The 19,372-nt window shown below is 51.4% G+C and carries 12 protein-coding genes; 4 read left to right on the top strand and 8 right to left on the bottom strand.

Translation table 11 applies throughout. The annotated features are described in order from the left end of the window. Nucleotides 1–50: 50 nt before the first annotated feature. From NE473_RS04255 to NE473_RS04235, 5 genes are all read right to left on the bottom strand, one after another. A complete protein-coding gene (locus NE473_RS04255; protein WP_055649272.1) occupies nucleotides 51–278 on the bottom strand; it encodes a hypothetical protein in 228 nt (75 codons plus the stop codon). 96 nt (nucleotides 279–374) lie between these two features. Beyond that, nucleotides 375–3,533 carry a response regulator gene (locus NE473_RS04250; RefSeq protein ID WP_055649271.1) on the bottom strand — a complete coding sequence of 1,053 codons (3,159 nt, stop codon included), beginning with the start codon at nucleotides 3,531–3,533 and terminating at the stop codon, nucleotides 375–377. A 254-nt stretch (nucleotides 3,534–3,787) separates the two neighbouring features. Then, nucleotides 3,788–5,485 carry a methyl-accepting chemotaxis protein gene (locus tag NE473_RS04245; protein WP_243138589.1) on the bottom strand — a complete coding sequence of 566 codons (1,698 nt, stop codon included), beginning with the start codon at nucleotides 5,483–5,485 and terminating at the stop codon, nucleotides 3,788–3,790. A gap of 28 nt (nucleotides 5,486–5,513) precedes the next feature. Further along, the gene (locus tag NE473_RS04240) at nucleotides 5,514–8,864 is read right to left on the bottom strand and encodes a response regulator (protein WP_055649270.1); all 3,351 of its coding nucleotides are present in this window, start codon (nucleotides 8,862–8,864) and stop codon (nucleotides 5,514–5,516) included. Continuing rightward, on the bottom strand, nucleotides 8,861–10,135 hold the full coding sequence (locus tag NE473_RS04235; RefSeq protein ID WP_055649269.1) for an ABC transporter substrate-binding protein: 1,275 nt from the start codon (nucleotides 10,133–10,135) through the stop codon (nucleotides 8,861–8,863). The genes NE473_RS04240 and NE473_RS04235 overlap by 4 nt, the downstream gene beginning before the upstream one ends. A 192-nt stretch (nucleotides 10,136–10,327) precedes the next feature. Between NE473_RS04235 and NE473_RS04230 the strand changes: the two genes are divergently transcribed. The 4 genes from NE473_RS04230 to NE473_RS04215 all read left to right on the top strand — a co-directional run bounded on the left by NE473_RS04230 (nucleotide 10,328) and on the right by NE473_RS04215 (nucleotide 15,827). Then, complete coding sequence (locus NE473_RS04230) at nucleotides 10,328–11,035, top strand: response regulator transcription factor (protein WP_055649268.1); 708 nt, start codon at nucleotides 10,328–10,330, stop codon at nucleotides 11,033–11,035. After that, nucleotides 11,036–12,454, top strand: coding sequence for a sensor histidine kinase (locus NE473_RS04225; protein WP_055649267.1), 1,419 nt, complete (start codon nucleotides 11,036–11,038; stop codon nucleotides 12,452–12,454). A gap of 137 nt (nucleotides 12,455–12,591) precedes the next feature. Then, nucleotides 12,592–15,066: an ABC transporter permease gene (locus NE473_RS04220; RefSeq protein WP_055649266.1), complete on the top strand. Its 2,475-nt coding sequence runs from the start codon at nucleotides 12,592–12,594 to the stop codon at nucleotides 15,064–15,066. Nucleotides 15,067–15,089: 23 nt separating this feature from the next. After that, nucleotides 15,090–15,827 carry an ABC transporter ATP-binding protein gene (locus NE473_RS04215; protein ID WP_055649265.1) on the top strand — a complete coding sequence of 246 codons (738 nt, stop codon included), beginning with the start codon at nucleotides 15,090–15,092 and terminating at the stop codon, nucleotides 15,825–15,827. Here NE473_RS04215 and NE473_RS04210 read toward each other — a convergent pair. The 3 genes from NE473_RS04210 to NE473_RS04200 form a co-directional block, all read right to left on the bottom strand. Further along, nucleotides 15,790–17,175 carry an SLC13 family permease gene (locus NE473_RS04210; protein ID WP_055649264.1) on the bottom strand — a complete coding sequence of 462 codons (1,386 nt, stop codon included), beginning with the start codon at nucleotides 17,173–17,175 and terminating at the stop codon, nucleotides 15,790–15,792. The two genes, NE473_RS04215 and NE473_RS04210, sit on opposite strands and share 38 nt — an antisense overlap. Nucleotides 17,176–17,413: 238 nt before the next feature. Further along, nucleotides 17,414–18,562 (bottom strand): iron-containing alcohol dehydrogenase, encoded by a 1,149-nt coding sequence (locus NE473_RS04205; protein ID WP_006774408.1) that lies wholly within the window; start codon nucleotides 18,560–18,562, stop codon nucleotides 17,414–17,416. 15 nt (nucleotides 18,563–18,577) lie between these two features. Further along, nucleotides 18,578–19,363 carry a sulfite exporter TauE/SafE family protein gene (locus tag NE473_RS04200; protein ID WP_006774407.1) on the bottom strand — a complete coding sequence of 262 codons (786 nt, stop codon included), beginning with the start codon at nucleotides 19,361–19,363 and terminating at the stop codon, nucleotides 18,578–18,580. Between the last annotated feature and the right edge of the window lie 9 nt (nucleotides 19,364–19,372).

Genomic DNA, 19,372 nt, shown 5'->3' with positions numbered 1-19,372 from the left:
AAAAAAGGTGGTATAAGCCCATATATCGCTTATACCACCTTTCACGAATTTTACGTGAATTTGTATTTCACTTCGCAGCCGTAGGATACCTTACTGCAGATGTTTACCACCCGGTCCATGACCGTGCTGAACTCTGCCGCCTCCGCATCAATCTTTAACTCTCTTAAGTCCTCAGAGATATTCACCATTTTCACCCCTGCCACTTTTCCGATCTCGCTGACAATCCGCTGTGCCTTCGAGGGATCTGACAGGGAATACACAAGGTAATGCCTGCTCATGCTTGTTTCCTCACTTTCACCTGCTTGTTTTTGATATTCGTTTGATAGTAACAAGTATTGGCAGAGAAAGGAAATTTTAAACACGGCATCCCGCTGTTACTTCAGATACTTATTGATCTCCTGCGACAGCCCCTCATAATCCAGGGGCTTGGCCATATGTCCGTTCATACCGGCAGCCTTTGCATTCTGAATGTCCTCTACAAAGGCGTCAGCCGTCATGGCAATGATCGGCACGGCTTTCGCATCCGGCCGGTCCATCGAGCGGATTGCGCGCGCGGCCTCGTAGCCGTTCATCACCGGCATCTGTATATCCATTAAAATCAGAGAATAATAATTGGGCGGACTCTCCTTAAACCGTTTTACAGCCTCTTCGCCGTTGACCGCAGTCTCCATCCCGGCTCCCATATTGCCCAGAAGCTCCAGTGCAATCTCCCGGTTTAACTCATTGTCCTCCGCCAGCAGGAACGTCTTTCCGCTGAAATCAAAGGACATCTGCTGATGCTCCGATTGCTTTTTGCCGTTTAGATGTTCCAGGAGACACTCCTTTAACGCGGAGCGAAACAGCGGCTTTTCTACGAATCCGCAGATTCCTGCGCGCATCGCCTCTTCCTTCCTGTCGTTCCAGTCATACGCGGATAGAATAAGGCGCGGCCGGCTGCCGTCTCCGGCCTCCCGAATCTTTCTTACCGTCTCCAGCCAATCCGGCTCCGATAAATCCAAATCCAAAATCACGGCACTGAACTCGCGGCCTTCCCTGTGCCGGGAAAGTACCAGCCTGGCCGCTTCTTCACCGCTTCCAGCACCTTCCGCCTCTGCTCCCAGCGAAGAAAGTGCCTGGCAGCCATACTGAAGGACTGCCGGATCATGATCGGCCAGCAGAACACGGACTCCCTGGAATGCCGTCTCTTCTTCCTCCTGGACAACCGCCGCGGGAAGTGTCACCTGGAACGTGGTTCCCTTTCCCGGGCAGCTGCTGACGGTAATGGTTCCCTCCATCATATCCACCAGCCTTTTTGTGATGCACATCCCGAGACCGCTTCCCTCAATCTGGTCTGTCCTGCTGTCCTGCTCGCGGGTGAACGCTTCAAATATATGTTCAAGGAACTCCGGACTCATTCCCGCGCCGGTATCAGAAACGGTAAATATAAGCGCAGTTCTGTCCTTCTGCTCCACTTCAAAGACGATCCGTCCCGACACCGGCGTAAATTTGCAGGCGTTGGACAGCAGATTCAACAGGATCTGGCGAAGACGGAGTGCATCACTGTAAAACTGCTCATCCTCCAGGTTCACCAGATGAACGTCGAAGATCTGAGCCTTCTCGCGGATTCCGGCCAGCGTAATCATAATCACTTCTCTTAAAACTGCCGGGAGCGAAACAGGCACCATATTAATATGGAAATTCCCGTTTTCAATTCTGGACATATCCAGAACGTCATTGATCAGACCAAGAAGATGGTGGCTGGAAAGGCGTATCTTCTGAAGGCAGTCCTTCACGCGTTCCGGCTCATATACGTGAGAACCGGCTATCTCTGTCATACCCGCTATCACGTTCATCGGAGTGCGGATGTCGTGGCTCATACGGGAAAGGAAATCCGATTTGGCCTCATTGGCCTGTTTCGCTTCCTCAAGGGCGGTGTTCAGCATAACCGTGCGCTCTTCCAGCTTGCTCTGCAGCTCCCGAAGTTCCGTTATATCGGTAATATCGATAAAGACAGTCAGATAGACCGGATCATCCGCGACGAAATCAATACACGCACAGTGAATCTGAAACCAGCGGTCCCGGCCATACTTATCCTTCACGCAGATACTTCCCTCAAAAGGTTCCCGCCTGAGAAAGCTGGGGTGATTGGCCTCCAGCACCGCTCTGCTCTCCGGCTGGAGAATGGAGTAGCAGTCCAGGGCCGAAAGACGGCTGAGATCCACATCGAAGATATCCGTGATGCGGTCACTTGCCTCAATCATTTCAAGCCGTTCCGGAAGAACCCGGTATTTGACAATAAAACCCGGGATATTATCGTAGGCGATGGTCTTTTCCTGCTGAATCTGTATCATATCCGTGACATCGACCATGGTGGTGTAGGCCAGCTGCTTTCCGTCCTGACGGGCATCTGTAAAGAAGCCCACCATTTTAACCCAGCAGGTAGAGCCATCCGGTATCTTAAGGGGAAGAAAGACCTCATAGCTCTTTTTCCCATTCTCATACATCTGGTTAATCTTGCGGTGAATCGCGTTCCAGCTGTCCTGATTGTTCTGAAAATATTCATCGCAGTGGTTGTGAAACAATGTTTCATACTCCTGCTTCGAATACCCAATCAGTTCGTAATAAAAATGATTGGCCCAAAGCACGGTAAAATGTTCATCCACCAGATGCCTGCTGACGCTGACCTTCATCGTTTTCATCAGCATCTCCTGCTCATCCTTCATATGTACCAGTTCCGTCACATCGGTCATAACGGTATAGGATGTGCGGATGCCGTTGATATATTCGTCTGTGAAATAGCTGAACACCTTCACCCAGTATCCGGTTCCATCCTTATATTTCATGGGTATAATCAGTTCATACTGGTCTTCTCCTCTTTCCAGAACGGACTGAACCTTATTCGCAAGCATTTCCCAGCCCTCGGGATTATTTCTGTAATATTCATCGGCATGATTGTGAAACAGTGCCTCGTACTCTGCTTTCGGATAGCCGATCAGTTTATAGTAATGCTCGTTGGCCCAGACGCACGTAAAATGTTCGTCAATCAGATGCTTGCTGACGCTGACATTCAGCGCCCCCATTAACATCTCCTGCTCCTGCGTCACTTTCTCGACGACCTGCTGCGTATACTCCTGCTCCTGGCGCGCCAGCACCATCTCAGTCACATCCGTCATCGTAGTGTAGGCGACGGGATATCCGTCAATACACTCATCTGTAAATACCGACTGCAGCTTGACCCAGAATTTTTCTCCATCCGGATAAATCATGGGCAGAAAGATTGTGTACCTCTTCTCCTTTTTCTCCAGCGCAGAGTTAATCTTTTCCGTGAGCAGCTTCCAGCCTTCCGGGTTATTATAAAAATATTTATCACAGTGATTTTGAAACAATGCTTCGTATTCGGGCTTGGAATAATGGATTAATTCATAGTAATAATCATTCGCCCAGATACAGGTATAGTGTTCATCGATCAGATGCTTGCTGACACTGGCTCCCAACACACTCATCAGCATGCTGTATTCATCATTCAACTGGTCATAGCTTAAATTCACTTCCATCCGTTTTATCCCCCATAATCTGTCAGATACAAAGCTTGTTCATATACGACTCTTTCAATTATAATTCAGTTTTAAAGAAAACACAATACTTCACAGTGAGAAGCTTTCAGGCAGCTTCCGTATCCTCCGGCAGGGGCTTCGGCAGCACAAAAAGTCCGGCGGCTTTGAGCCTTCACTCAAAGCCGCCGGACTTTCCCCGGTGTTTTCTGTTACGCATAGGAATGGTGGCGGGGTTCCATATTCTGCCCGATCTCTCACACCTTCCGATCATTGATATCCGTTAATCGAAACTTACCGGCCAGTTCCTTTAATAACTGTGCCTGGGAAGCCAGCTCCTCGCTTGCGGCGGCACATTCTTCCGCCGTGGATGAGTTTGTCTGAACCACATCGGAGATCAGATTGATATTCTCAGTGACCTGCCGGTTCGCGTCAGACTGCTTTAATGACGCCTCTGTGATTTGGTGCAGCAGCTCTGACACCGTTTCAATCCCCTGGACCACTGCCGTCAGCGCCTCACTCGTCTCATTGGCTATCTTTCTGCCGTTCTCTACCGCCTGGAGAGAACTTTGAATCAGGGCTGCGGTATTTCTGGAAGCAGCGGACGACTGGCTTGCCAGACTCCTCACCTCATTGGCCACGACGGAAAAACCCTTGCCCCGGTCCCCGGCACGGGCAGCCTCCACCGCCGCATTCAGCGACAGGATGTTGGTCTGGAATGAAAAGTCCTCAATCGTCTTAACGATTTTTCTGATCTCATCGGATTTATCACTGATCTCTGCCATTGCATGCAGCATCTCCTGCATACAGCGGCTGCTTTCCGCCGCATTGTCTCTGACAGTCTGAGTTTTTTCACTGGCCTCCTGTGCATCCCTGGAATTCCGGTACGCCTGATCCGATATTTCGTTCATCATTCCGGTCAGTTCTTCTACGGAAGCAGCCTGTTCTGTGGCTCCCTGGGCCAAATTCTGCGAACTGGAGGATACCTGTTCTGAACCGGCCGCCACGCTGTCTGCCGACTGGCTGATCTGAAGCAGAAGCGCACTTAATCCGTGATTGATCTTGCGCATGGAACACAGAAGCCGCTCAAATTCCCCGATATAGTACTCGTCTTTGCCGCTGCGGACACTGAAATTCCCTTCTGACATCTCATTGAGCATCTGGGTTTCGCTCTGAAGGACATTCGCCAGAGTATCCACCATGCTGCGAATGCTGAAAGCAAGATTTCCCAGTTCATCTTTGGATTCGTATTCGACACGGACAGTAGAAAACTCTCCCCTTGCCATGGCAAGAGCCGCCTGCTCCAGCTCCCTGACCGGCCGTGTGATCCCGCGTGTTATATAGATCCCGAAGACGATACTGACCGCCATACTTGCACTTCCCAGCAGTATCAGGCTAACCACGGCCCGCGCCTGTTTCTCTTTCAATCCGGAGACCAGGCTCGCTCCCATCCGGTTTCCGCTCTCTATTAACTGATTCAGCTGTTCCTGTGCCTCATGAATCACAAGGATGTTGTTGTGTTCCATATAGTCCGCCGCCTCGGCGTTTTTATTCTCTGCCGCAAGGGAAAGAACCGTCTCTCTCATCGGCTCCAGTTTCTCCAGCGCAGCCTCCAGCCGGTCTATGATCTGCTGATCGCCCTTAAAATGCGACTTAACAACCGGTACCTGTTCCTGTATGGCAACCGCGCATTCCCTGGCATTGGCAATCGCTTCGCTTGTAATCTCAGGATCCGTATTGGAAATGGATCTGTAAACAGCCTTCTGCATCCGTTCAAAGTTCGAGTTGATGATACTGGCGCTCTCATTTACCGTAAATGGTCCGGTATAGAACGCCTCGATCTGTTTCCCCAGACTGACAAAATCAGTAATACTCACAAAACAGCTTACCACAAACAGGATCATGATGGCTGCATATGAGATAAATAGCTTCTTTGATACTTTAAAATCCTTCATCGCGCCCCCGCCTCCGCTTCCTGAATTATCATTCCTCATTCTCTTCTGTTCTCTCCAGATACCGGCTCAGCAGCATCTCCAGCTCTTTGACATCGATCGGCTTGGAAAAATGGGCGTTCATCCCCGCACGGAGCGCTTCCTGCCTGTCATCCTCAAATGCATTGGCAGTCATGGCAACGATGGGAATCCTCCCGGCATCCCGGCGTTCCAGCTTCCGTATGGCTTTCGTCGCCTCGTACCCGCTCATGACAGGCATCTGCACATCCATCAGAATCAGGCTGTAGTATCCCTCTTCCGAAGCGGCTACCTTCCGAACCGCCTCCGCACCGTCACATGCATCTTCCACAGATGCTCCCATCTCTTCAATGAGAGTATGGGCAATCTCCCGGTTCAGCAGATTGTCTTCCGCCAGCAGGACGCGTCTGCCCCTAAAATCGTGGCTGACCGCAGTCTCCTTATCATCCGCCGGACTCTTTTTCTCCTCCAGTTCCCGGAGGAGATAGCAGATCTTCGAGCGGTAGAACGGTTTCGCCAGGAAAGCCGTCACTCCCGCCGCTCTGGCCTCTTCCTCAATCTCGGACCAGTCGTATGCCGTCAGAATGATGATCGGCACTTCATCTCCCGCTGTCTTTCGAATGCGCCTCGTGATCTCCACTCCATCCATATCCGGCATCTTCCAGTCGATGATCATCAGCTCAAACGGGTCCTCACGTTCCATGGCCTGAGCCGCAAGGCTGACCGCCGTGACTCCCTCTGTCGTAAATTCCGCACGCATCCCGATATCCTCAAGAAGCTCCGTGACACTTTTGCAGGTCTGCACGTCGTCATCCGTAATCAGACAGTGAATGCCCAGCCATTTTGAAGAAACCTCCTCCGGCGGAACATTCTGTAAACGGAGCGGCAGCGTCACGGTGAATGCAGAGCCTTCTCCCAGTTCACTCTCCACCTGGATATCGCCGCCCATCATATCCACAATATTCTTCGTTATCGCCATACCCAGGCCGGTTCCGGTTACCCTGCTGTGGGTGGAATCCTGCACCCGCTCAAACGGCAGAAAAAGCTTATCCAGAAATTCCGGACTCATGCCAAGGCCGGTATCCGAGCACTCAAATATAAAATTCTGATACTCTCTTCGCCCGCTGTCCCTCTGATACAGCCTCACGCTGATGTGACCGCCTTCCGGCGTATATTTTACGGCGTTGCTCAGAACATTAAAACAGATCTGACGGACCCGGAGGGGATCTCCAGCTACCAGTTCATCTTTTAAATCCATCAGACTGAGGTTCATATCCAGGTGACCCGCGTCAGCCTGAGGGCGTATCAGTTCCGCCACCTCTGCCACCAGCTCCGCAAAGTTAAACGGTTCGTCCCGCAGGGATATCTTTCCGCTCTCAATCTTAGACATATCGAGAATATCATTGATCAGGCTGAGCAGATGGCTGCTCGACAGATTAATCTTTCTCAGGCACTCCCGCACCCGCTCCTGATCGTCCATATGTGAGGCTGCGATCGCAGTCATTCCCATAATGGCGTTCATCGGCGTTCTGATATCATGGCTCATATTAGACAGGAACCGGCTCTTTGCCACACTGGCCGCCTTTGCACTCTCCAGAGCGCTCTGAAGCGCCTGGCGGTGCTGTTCCTCCTCATGCTTCTGTTCATCAATCCGGCGTGATAAAAGAATCGCCAGCTGGTCGCCGGAATAAGGATTTTCCACGTAGATAATCTGGGTGGAGGTCCAGTGATACCGGCCATCCGTCAATAAAATCCTGGCCTCCAAAAACACTTCCTGCCGGCTGCTGCCCAGTGTTTTTTTCAGATTTTCCGGTGACAGACGATTCCGGAAATCCTCCTGGAAGTCCGGATGTACCGCCTCCATGAAATCCTGGTACAGTCTGCTGAAGGATTCCTGTCCGCCCATTTCAGCCAGCAGGCCGGGCTGAAGATAGATAAAGTTTAAAGTATCGCTGGTTAAATTCAGACTGATAATGACGGGGAACACGTTGGAGATCGCACTGATCAGCATCCTGCGCTCCTGAAGCTTCTCCCGTTCCGCCTCTTCTTCCGCCAGCTTTTCCATGGTAATGTCATGAAACGTGGCGATCAGGATCGGCGTTCCGTCTTCGTTCAGCGTTTTCTCCACCAGGCCGCCTGACCAGAAAAAGCTCCCGTCTTCCCTCACGACACGGTTCTCAAAGGAGTGCTTCCTGTCATCTCCGGCCGCCGCCCGGAAGATATCTGCAGCCATCGGATAATCGTCCGGATGGACGAAATCGATCAGCTGCTTTCCATTGGAGTTCTCCTCCTGAACATGCAGCAGCCGCATTCCTTCCCGGTTCAGCTGCAGCAGGCGGTAAGGCGCCTCCACTGACATCAGCGCGATCCCTTCCGGTATCGCATTGTAAAGATGCGCGATATAACCGGCCTGGCTCCTGAGCTTCCGGTTCATCTGATTGACGTACCGTAAGTAAACAGTCACCAGCACAGCCAGTCCGATCAGAATAAACGCAATCAGAATAAAGGTGCGGATTAAAATCTGATTCGTCTGCGCTTCCACCACATCCTGGGGAATAATCGAAATCAGATACCAGTCCGAATTCAGTCCCAGCGGTATATAGCAGAATACCGTGTCTTCCCCCTGATAGGTAAAGGTAGCCCAGCCTGTCCGCTTATCGATCAGGGACTGCGCAAACTGCGCCAGTTTATCAGAATCATTCTGAGAGTCCGGAAGCATGTCAAACAGGTTCTGCACCGTCTTGTTGCTGCCCGGATGCGGCGGACGGATCAGCACATTCCCATCCATGTCCACCACGTAGGAAAAGCCCGCGTCGTGATAGAATGAGACGGTAAAGCTGTCCACAATCTCTCCCACATCGTAGGACTTTAAAAGATACCCTGCGGTTCCATCCTTAAGCACTGCTTTTCTGTACAGGTTAAACTCGTTGACCCCGTTGGCACTGCAGATATGGGGATCAATAATCCCCTGTTCCCCGGAAGCACTGGCCAGAAACTCCGCAGCTGCCGTGTCACCGGGATTCCCTTCCGGAAAAATACGGCCGTCTTCCAGATAGAATGAAATTCTGCCGTCCACACGGTCATAACTGCTGATCAGCACGTTCAGCTCCTCCTGCTGGCCGGCGTCGTACTGGTTCAGATAACCGGCCATGGATTCCATTTCCCCATACTCTTCCTGCAGCTGAACCCGCAGTGTATTCATTCCCTGCTGGGTACTCTCCCGAATGGTACCGACAGACTGCTGCCAGAGCTGCTCGCGCACTGCGCTCACAAAAAAGACACTGATGAATGCAATGAGCGCACTGACGAGAAGCGCTACCATGGCTATTTTTATCCTTGCTTTTCCCTCCTGCTGCTTTATCATGGTACAATCCTTTCCTGAGCCTGCTGATCCATCCAGCTCATGGCAGATTCCAGTTCTTCCCCTGCCAGCAGCTTCCGTGAGACTTCCGCCGTCAGCTCCCATATGGGTAATTTCAGCAGATCGTCGGTTCCAATCACCGTCTGTCCTGATTCATAGCAGGCAATCAGGGGCTGAATCTCTAAAACGGAGGAGGGGCTCCCCCCTTTCAGCGGACTGAAGGAAGACTGCTGGTCGGCAAACTTCTGTATATTTTCGGCTTTTGTAAAATACTCCACAAACTTCATGGCAGCATCAAAATGATCGCTCTGCGCATTGATGCTCAGACGGGTATCGGGATTAATCACCAGCATACTGCCCTCGTCGAGAATCGGCAGCGGAGCCACCTCAAACCGGAAGTCCGGTTCCATACCGGCCACACGCCCGGCCGCCCAGGCGCCGGTTAACAGAAAAGGGGACTCTCCCCGGATAAAATCGTTCAAATCGTCGGAGGTCTTTTTGGTGTTTAACGTCTTTTCCGCGTCCAGATATCCCCTGCGGATAAACGTCTCCACAATCGAAAAACCGTCTGTTAAGTATTCGCTCAGTGTCTCCCTGCCGTGATTAAGCTGGCCAAACACCTCCGTCTGGCGCTTATCCTGATATACCTGCCAAAAGCCCCGGCCAATGGCCAGTGTCTTTAATGAGATATCGTTATTGGCTATAACCGGTGTAATCCCGCAGTTTACAAAATATTCGCAGACGGCTTCCCATTCAGACAGTGTCCCGGGAACCTCCTGTTTATGTTCCTTCAGTAAATCCAGATTGCAGTAAAGGCCGAAGATCGATACGGTTGTCGGAACCCAGGTGATTTTCCCCTCTCCCATCTGGCTCCTCATCTCATCCGTAAAATCAGGCAGTGTGGAAAGTCCTGACAGATCCGCGACCTGCCCGTCCGCTTCCAGTTTCAGAAGTACATCATGGTTCACCATAAAGATATCGTCGCCTCTGCCATGCTCCATTCGCTTTTCCAAAGCCTCAAAATAATCATTCCCCTTCAGACTTTCATAGGACACCCGGACAGACGGGTTCTCCCTCATGAAATCCGATATAATCTGCTCGATTACAATTACATTCTCAGGCTCATATTTGTTGCCGAAAAATGTGATGGTTACGATCTCCTGATCAATCTGGTTATCTTCATTCACTACTCTGTTTTTACTGCTGCTGCAGCCTGTAATGGCCGATGCTGCGCAGGTAAGAACAAGGAACAGTGCGAGTAATTTTTTAGGCATTGTAATTTCTCCCGTCTTTTGCAGCACCTCGGTGCGGCGCCTCTGTACACATACTATTTGGATTTTACCACAACAGAACTTTTAGTGCAATCGATTCCTCCGCTTCCGGTTGCTGCCGGCAGCAGAATCATGTTATAATAAGGAAACGGCAAGGCAGTAACAGATAAATCACGCATCAGAAAGCAGGCGGCCATGACAGACAGTAAAATTTTATTAGTAGACGACGAAAAAGATATTGTAGATCTCATGGAGGAAGTTCTGCGTCAGGACGGCTTTCTGGAAATCCGAAGAGCTTACAGAGGCAGTGAAGCGGTAACGCTCTGCCGCGAATTTCAGCCGGATGCCGTCATTTTAGATGTCATGCTTCCGGATATGGACGGTCTGGAGGTCTGCCGCCGGATCCGGGAGTTTTCTTATTGCTCCATCCTGTTTCTTTCCTCCAGAAATGATGATATCGATAAAATTCTTGGTCTCTCCTCCGGGGGAGACGATTATATTACCAAACCCTTCAGCCCGCGTGAGGTCGCTTTCCGTGTAAAAGCCCAGCTTCGCCGCCAGAGCTATCAGAACGCGCCTTCTCCTGCTGTGTCCTCTGTCTTAACCGCAGGCCCGCTCTCCCTGGATCAGGAGAGCGGACGTGTCTGGAAGAATGGCCGGGAGATCAGCCTTACGGGACGCGAATTCCTCCTGCTTTCCTATCTTATGGAAAATACGGACAAAATCATAAGCAAAGAACGGCTCTACGAGCAGGTCTGGGGGGAAAGCAGCTGTATCTGCGACAACACGATCATGGTACATATCCGCCATCTCCGAGAAAAAACAGAGGCAGATCCTTCGAAGCCGCAGCAGCTCATCACCGTAAAAGGCCTGGGTTATAAGCTTAAAAAGAGGATCGAATAGATGAAAAAATCCGGTTACCGCACCACATTCCATATATATTTTATCTTTCTCCTGACGCTGCTCGGCACCATACTGGCGGCTGTTTCACTCTTTTTCTTACTGATCACGGTTCAGAAGCCGGACGGATCTCCTATCCGAAGTGACTGGCCGAAAGCGTTTACAGACCGTTTTGCAGAACAGATTATCTTCCAAAACGGCGTGCCTTGCGTTACACAGGCCGGAACTGCCCTGCTTCAGGACAACGGCGCAGGTCTCCAGATTCTGAACCCGGATGGCCGGGAAGCGTACAGCTATGGGAAGCCTGATTCTGCCCGCGAATCCTATACCGCCGCAGAACTGCTAAAACTTACCCGGGACGGATTCCCTGCCGCCGGACAGCGCACCATCTCCGTATTTGCCGGCACGGCCCATAACGCGGGGGAAGACTACGTCTATCTTCTCTGCTTCCCCATGAGAATCTCCGCCGTCACCATGTACTTAAACGGCGAACGGTTTTCGGGCGGCAGGACCGTCATTCTGACGCTCTTATGCGTGCTGCTCCCGGTCATTCTCATCACCGGCGCGCTCTATGGCTTCTGGACTGCCAGACAGTTAAAACGGCTGACTGCCTCCATTCATGATATCTCGCTTCGCTGTTATCTTCCCGATCACCGCCGCGGCACATTCGAGGATTTATACGCCGGCTTAAATGCACTGGATTCCGAGATCAGAGCCAGCGACCGCCTGAGGGAAGAGACGGAGAAAATGCGCGAAGAATGGATTACCAATATCACCCACGATCTGAAGACTCCTCTCTCCCCGATCAAAGGCTATGCGGAGATCATACGGGATGGAAACGCCGGGCAGGAGGACAATTACGGACGCTACGCCGCCGTCATGTTAAAAAATGTCTCCTGCCTGGAAGCGCTCATCGAAGATCTGAAGCTGACTTATCAATTAGAAAGCGGTCTGCTCCCTGTGAATCGGGAATGTCAGGATATGGTCCGCTTCCTGAGAGAACTGGCCATTGATCTTTTAAATTCACCCGAATATGAGAACCGCATCATCCATTTCGACAGCGCAAAGGACACGCTCTTCTATTCGTTTGATTCAAAGCTTTTGGCGAGAGCCTTTCGGAATCTGATCATCAATGCGTTCGTACATGGAGGCGCACAGGCGGAGGTCTCGCTCCGGATAACCGTCTCCGGCGGTTCGCCGTGTATCCAGGTGGCTGACAACGGATACGGCATGAGACCGGAAGAGATCAAACACCTTTTTGACCGCTATTACCGCGGTACCAGTACCGGAGAGAAGCCGGAAGGAACCGGTCTGGGCCTGGCGATTGCAAAAAGCATCATCGAACTGCACGGCGGAACCATCTCCGCTGCCGGCTCTCCCGGCGCAGGAATCGTATTTTCGATAGAATTTCCTGTTTCTTAAGGTTACTTAAGGTTATCTGAACGTTCGTTTAAGGCTGACAGTTTATCATGATTTACATGATAGCTGTCAGCTTTTTTTATATATCGGGAACGCGTTTCTGCAGCAAGACAATTTTTCTACTGAAAGCAGGTGTTGCAATGAAGATCATACTGAAATATATTCTAACCAATATCAAAGAGCGGAAGCTGCGGACGGCGGTCATGTTCCTGTCTGTTCTGCTCTCGTCCATGCTTCTCTTTGTATCCTTTTCCATCGGTGCCTCCTACGAAAGTGCACAGCAGAAAATGGCGAGGGGAATGGCCGGCAGTGCGGTTCTCTCCGTCAGGGCGGCGGACCGGGCTGTGGGGACCGATGAGATTCCCCCGCTGCCTTCCATCGACGCAGGAGTGGGAGTTTTAAAGGGGTCGGCTCTCTACCACGAAGACGGCTATTATGAGACCGTTGATTTACTTGCCGCAGACTTAACGCAGCTGGACAAAATCAACCCGCCCCATCTGGCAAACGGTAAAAAAATCACGGATTTCACCGGCAGCCAGGTGATCCTGCCCGACCGTTTCACATCCAAATACGGAATTAAGAAAGGCGACACCATTCATTTACAGATAAACGGCACCCCGGTTCCGCTGAGGGTCGCGGACATCGCCAACTATGATACCGTTTTCCTCCGCCATACAAGAGGGGTGACCGCGCTCCTTCCTCTCTCCACCCTGGCCGGACTCCTGGATCAGACAGACGGATACAGCGAAATCCTGATAAAACCCGTAACCGGTGCCGACACTGCCGCGCTGAAACGCGAATTATCCGCAGCCCTGCCCGCTCCCGCCTATCACGTATCCGAGACGGTCAACCAGGCGCAGATCGAGGCCGACGCAAGGCAGAAATCCATGCCTTTTTTCCTCATCAGCTTTTTTTCACTGACCATGAGTGTCTTCATTATTTACAGCAGTTATAAAGTAATTACCCTGGACCGGCTGCCGGTGATCGGGACCTTTCGCAGTATTGGTGCGGAGAAAAAGACCGTGACCTGCATCTTTCTTCTGGAAAGCCTTCTGTACGGAAGCGCAGGCGGACTTCTGGGGATACCGGCAGGTACTGCCCTTCTGAAGCTGATCCTTCACGGCATGGGACAGTCTCTGACTCAGGGCATCGAAATTCCGGCAGTGGTCTCCCCGCTCTATGCCGTATTCTCACTTGCCGCGGCAGTCATATCAGCATTCCTGTCCGCCTGGCTTCCGATCCGCCGCGCAGGCCGCCTGCCGGTGAAGGACATCGTCCTCGGCACGGTGGAAGAGCCCCGCACTTCCGTCAGATTCCTCTCCGGTGTCTGTGTGCTCCTGTTTCTCGTCTCTGCGCTTCTGCCCCGTCTGGTATCAGGCCCGATGCGGTATCCGGCCGGCGGCTTCTCTCTCCTTGGAATGATCGCAGCAGCCGTGCTGCTCATTCCCACGCTTACCAACCTCTGTTCTGCGGCATTTACACCACTCTTTTGCCGGTTCCTGGGAAATGAAGGCTGGCTGGCCGCCCGGAATATGAGGGACAATAAAAATACAGCGCAGAATATCACGCTGCTCTTTATCAGTATCTCCGCAGTGACTGCCATCACGGTTGTCGGCAATTTTGTCACATCGTATGTAAGCGATGTCTTTGCAGGAGCTGAGCTTGACGGCTTTGCCGACGGACACATGGAGCCGGAATTTATCAGTCAGCTGAAGGACATGGAGGGAATAGAAAAGGTACTGCCGCTTTACGTATTCAACAGCCGGATGACGGCGGACGGCATCCCACTGAACCGGCTGGAGGCAACCGACCGGCTGGACTGGTACGGCCCCATGATGGCGCTCCATTATTCGGAAAAGGATATGGAGGCTTCTGCCATATCCGCCTTTGCCTCCGGACGCGCGGTCATTCTGAGCACGGACTGCATGGAGCGGACCGGCAGTACTGTGGGCGGACTTTTGTCCCTTTCTGACGGTACCGTTCAGCAGGACTATCTGATCGCCGGCAGTTTTAAATCAAGGGCCACCGACGTGGAAGCCGTCATTCCGTCCGCCTGTGCAGTCTCCGATTTCGGAGCCTCCTCCTACGGCTTTGCTGCCTATACCGCCGCCGATCCCGACGCCATCATGGTACAGCTCCGCAGCCTGTTTGGCGAAACCTCCAACTGGAGCCGCACGGTAGAGGAATTTAACACGGATGCCTTAACCACGGTCGGAACCTTTTTAAAGCCCATGCACAGCATGACCTGGTTTATCCTGCTGCTGGCCGCGGTCGGCGTCGTCAACAACCTTTTGATCGGCCATATCCAGAAGCGCCGCAGTACCGCCATGTATCAATCCATCGGGCTCTCCAATCGCCAGATGGTAAAAATCACGGTGATTGAAAGCGTTTCAGCCGGTCTGATCAGTGCGGTCCTCGCTGTTTTTATCTCTTATATGGAAATCCAGACCATATTCCTCGTGGCAGGCCCCAAAATACAGACCGTGCCGGAATTGGATGCCTCCGTGTTTCTGACCTCCGGACTTCTGGGAATCGCTGTCACGCTGCTGGGGTCTGTCGTCCCTGTCATGAAAAGCCGGAACATGAAGCTGGTGGAAGAAATCAAAGTTGATTAGACTATAGAAATGGAGAAGAAAAGATGAAATCAATGGGAAAAACTGCCGCCGTCGAAGGCAGGCATATTGTTAAAAATTTTCGGACCGGCGATGCCGTAACCGAGGTATTAAAGGACCTGTCCTTACAGGTGATGCAGGGGGAATTCGTATCGATTATGGGGCCGTCCGGCTCCGGAAAAAGCACGCTGCTCTATATTCTCGGCGGCCTTGACACCCCCACCAGCGGCCGTGTCCTGTTAAACGGAACCGATATCTCCGGCTTCGGAGATAAAGAAATGAGCATGCTCCGGCGCCGGAGCATCGGATTCGTCTTTCAGTTTTATAATCTGATCCCCAACTTAAATGCCGAAGAAAACATCATGCTCCCGCTGCTTCTGGACGGCCAGAAAATGGAGCACTTAAAAGACCGCCTGGATCAGATCCTGGAGGTGGTGGGCCTGACTGACAGGCGCAGGCACACGCCCCGGGAATTATCCGGCGGTCAGCAGCAGCGGGTCGCAATCGCCCGCGCACTCATCGGGAATCCCGGGATTCTCTTTGCCGACGAACCCACGGGAAACTTGGACAGCAGAGCGGGGGCGGATATCATGAGCCTGCTGCAAAAGATCAACCGGACCACCGGGCAGACCATCCTCATGGTAACCCACTCACCGGAAGCGGCCAAAAGCAGCAGCCGGATCATTACCGTGCAGGATGGAACCATCCTGCAGCCTCCGTTTTGCCCTACATCAACCCGAACAGATTCCACAGCGGAAACATGACTGCAATAAATCCGGCAAACATGATCACGGTCTTTAAGCCTTCCTGTTTGATAAAATCCTTCATCGGCATCATGCCGTACTCGTACATGATCAGATTTCCGTTGGATTCATATGGTAAGAACAGCATCTCACACGCGTATACGAGAATCATGCAGGCCACGACCGGATTGACCCCCAGCGACACGGCGATCTGAGCAAACGGAATGGACAGGCCGCCCAGCATGGCCAGCGGTGTCATAAAGAAGTTGGCAATCATTCCAAAAAGCATAAAGCAGATGCATACTGTCAGAACACTCCTTCCGGAAAGAAGAGGTACCGCAATATTAGTCAGGAAATCACCAAATCCAACGGCTGCCCCCACAACGCCAATCCCGAGACAGGCCGCCACCAGGAAAATCATGGAAAAATTGATTCTCCCGATCACCTCGGTATTGCCTATCTCAATTCCCGGAAGGAACATCAGGTATGGAATTGTCATAAATCCGTACGCCGCCGGAAGTCCGGTAAAGTTTGATGAAAACAGATAGACAAACAATAAGACTATCATGACAACCGCTTTTTTCTCTTTGCTGCTCATCGTTCCGAGCTGTTCATATTTTTCATCAAAAATCTTCCGGTTCAGCTTCGCTCCCAGCTCCTTTGTCTTATATACCTTCATCAGGATAAAAAGAGTCAGTACACACCAAAGAATAAAACAGCCGTTGTAGATAAAGGTCGTAAACATCCCCATGCTGTATCCGGGCACAAATTCCTGTAAGGACGTCTCTATCATGGAATAGTAGCTTGGATAATACAGAAATACCGTGCTCCCCGTACAGCCGATTGTTCCGGCAAAGCACACCAGGGAGGACTCACGCGACGGTTTTAATCCCATCGCTTTGCACACACCGAATATCAGCGCGCCTGCAATCACCCAGCCATAACAGAAGGTCACCAGGTTCAGTACAATACCGATCATGAAACAGCCGTATACCACACCGCCGTAGGTTCCGCCGCATTTTCTGATCACAAAATAGGCGATGCGTTTTAACAGGCCGCATTCATCCAGCACCGTGCTGAAAATCAGCCCGCCCAGAACCATCCAGACCGTCGTATTGGACCACGATCCAAAGGCTGCTGATGCCGGGACAATCCCGCTGACCATATATAAGGACGGCAAAAGAATTGCCGAAACCAGCAGCGGAAACAGCTCAAACGCGATAATCAGTATCATAAACAGCGTAATCATAAAAAAAAGCTTCAGACTTACCGTAAAATTCTCCGAAACCGGAATAAAAGCAATGATCAGCGGAATCAGGATACTGATGGTCCAGCCAATCTGTTTTTTCTTATCTAAAGTTGTAAACATTCTCTCGTCTCCCCATTTTACAATCCCGGATGTATTTCGAAATTTTGTTCCTGCCCCGCTGTGCTGGTGCAGAATCCCCCGGTATGGATTGTCTTTTTTTTATCAATCTCAGGTAAAAAACAGATCCCAAATGCATGGATCACCGCCGCAGGCTGCGGGCCGAAGACCGCAGACCGCAGCGGATCACCATCTGAACATCTGGGATGTTCATTCTGAAAAACCTGTTTTATCATGCTTTTTATAATGCTTTCTTATAAAGTTCCATAATATCCTTCACGTTTGTCTGTCTCGGGTTAGCCGGAATATTGCCGCTCTTCATGGCGTCCTCCGCCATGGCCGGAATCAGCTCTTCTTTGACGCCCACTTGGGAAAGCGATTTTGGAATTCCCAAATCCTCATTCAGCCTTCTGATCTCCTCAACAAGCATCTCCGGTTTAAAACCGTTTAATTCCTCACTGCCCTGACGGACGTAATTATAGATCACTTCGTAGCGGCCGTCGTCGGCAAGCGCATTATACTCAAGCACCGCAGGAAGAAGAATGGAGTTGGCAACGCCGTGGGGAACATTAAAATACGCGCTGACCGGATGGCTCATGGCATGTACGTTGCCAAGTCTTGCCCATGCGAAGGCAATTCCCGCGAAATTGCTGCCTGCCATCATGGCGCAGGCGGCCTCTTCATTCTTTCTGTTTGCCACAAACTGGCGGAGATTGCCGCCGATTAACTCCATCGCCTTTTCCGCCATCGCATCCGAGAACGGGGAGGCGTTTGTGGAGAGGTACGCTTCGATCGCGTGGATCAGCGCATCGACTCCGCAGGCCGCTGCGATGGAGGCCGGTGCCGTCATGATCAGTTCCGGGTCCAGAACCGCGTATTTCGGGAGGATCTCATAGCTGAATACGGACAGCTTATAATTTCTGGCTTCATCCGTGATAACAGCGGAGGCTGTAACCTCGCTTCCGGTCCCGGCGGTTGTAGGAATGGCAATCATCGGAACGATCGGTCCCGGAACCTTATGATTTCCTTCATAGTCGGTGATGCTTCCGCCGTAATTTACGAGCACGCCCACCGCCTTCGCCACGTCCATGGAGCTTCCGCCGCCGAGAGCCACAATACTGGTTGCGCCGCAGCCTTTGTAGAGCCCGGTGGCTTCATTGACGATATCGGTCGTCGGGTTCGGGATGACATCAAGGTAGGCCGTGCAGCTGATTCCTGCGGCTTCAATAATGTCCTGAATCTTCTTTACCACGCCAATCTTCTCCAGGCCCCGGTCGGAGATCAGGAACACGTGCTCCGACTGGTTCTCTTTCAGGATTTCGGGAAGCTTTTTTAAGCTTCCCACTCCAAATTCAATATTCTGCGGTATTTTAAAACGAAACTCTTTCATTTCTGTTCTCCTTTTTTATAAAACTGCCATCAGACTGGTAATGAACATATTAGCACCGATAAACAATAAAACACAATAGACAATACGTAAGAACTGCTCACGGTTAATTCTCTTTAAGAAGCCCATGCCAAGGAAGAAACCGATGGCAGCACACGGAAGTCCAATCGCCAGCGCACTCCACATACGGGGGGTAAATGCGCCATTGCGCCACTGCGTGTAAATATTCCACGTATTTAAAACCACCCATACCATGTTCATCGTGTTGCGGAATTTTTCCTTGTCCTTCACCGCCTCGATCGTATAGACCGTAATCAGCGGGCCGCCGATGGTAAACGCACCGTGGACAATACCGCCCAGGATCAGACAGCCGTAGCGGAAAATCTTCTTTCCTGTGGTGTCAGGCGCATCCTCATCATCCACTTTTTTCAGAACCAGCGGCCTGATGATATGTTTGTAGATATTCATCAGCGCAATGATCGTTACCATGGCGCCGATGCAGATTTTTGCGGTCGTCGGGCTGATTGTGTAAAACAGGTAATTACCGATCAGAATGCCGGGAGCACACAGAGCAACTATTTTCAGTAAGTCCTTCCAGGAAACTTCGCGCCACGCCTTCACTCCCAAATAGTATAAAAACGGAATCGTGAGGAGTGTGCCATAGGGCACGCCTTCTGCTGTTCCCAGAAGTCCGTTTGTAACCGAGGCAGCGATAACCGTACAGCCAAATCCCGTACAGCCCTGAACAAAAAAGCCGAAAATCTGCATTAATCCGACAAGTATAAAATCAAACTCAAAAGTCATAATATCCCC

Source organism: Hungatella sp. SL.1.14, assembly GCF_024460495.1.
GTDB lineage: Bacteria > Bacillota > Clostridia > Lachnospirales > Lachnospiraceae > Hungatella > Hungatella hathewayi.
This window is presented reverse-complemented; position numbering and strand designations above follow the sequence as displayed.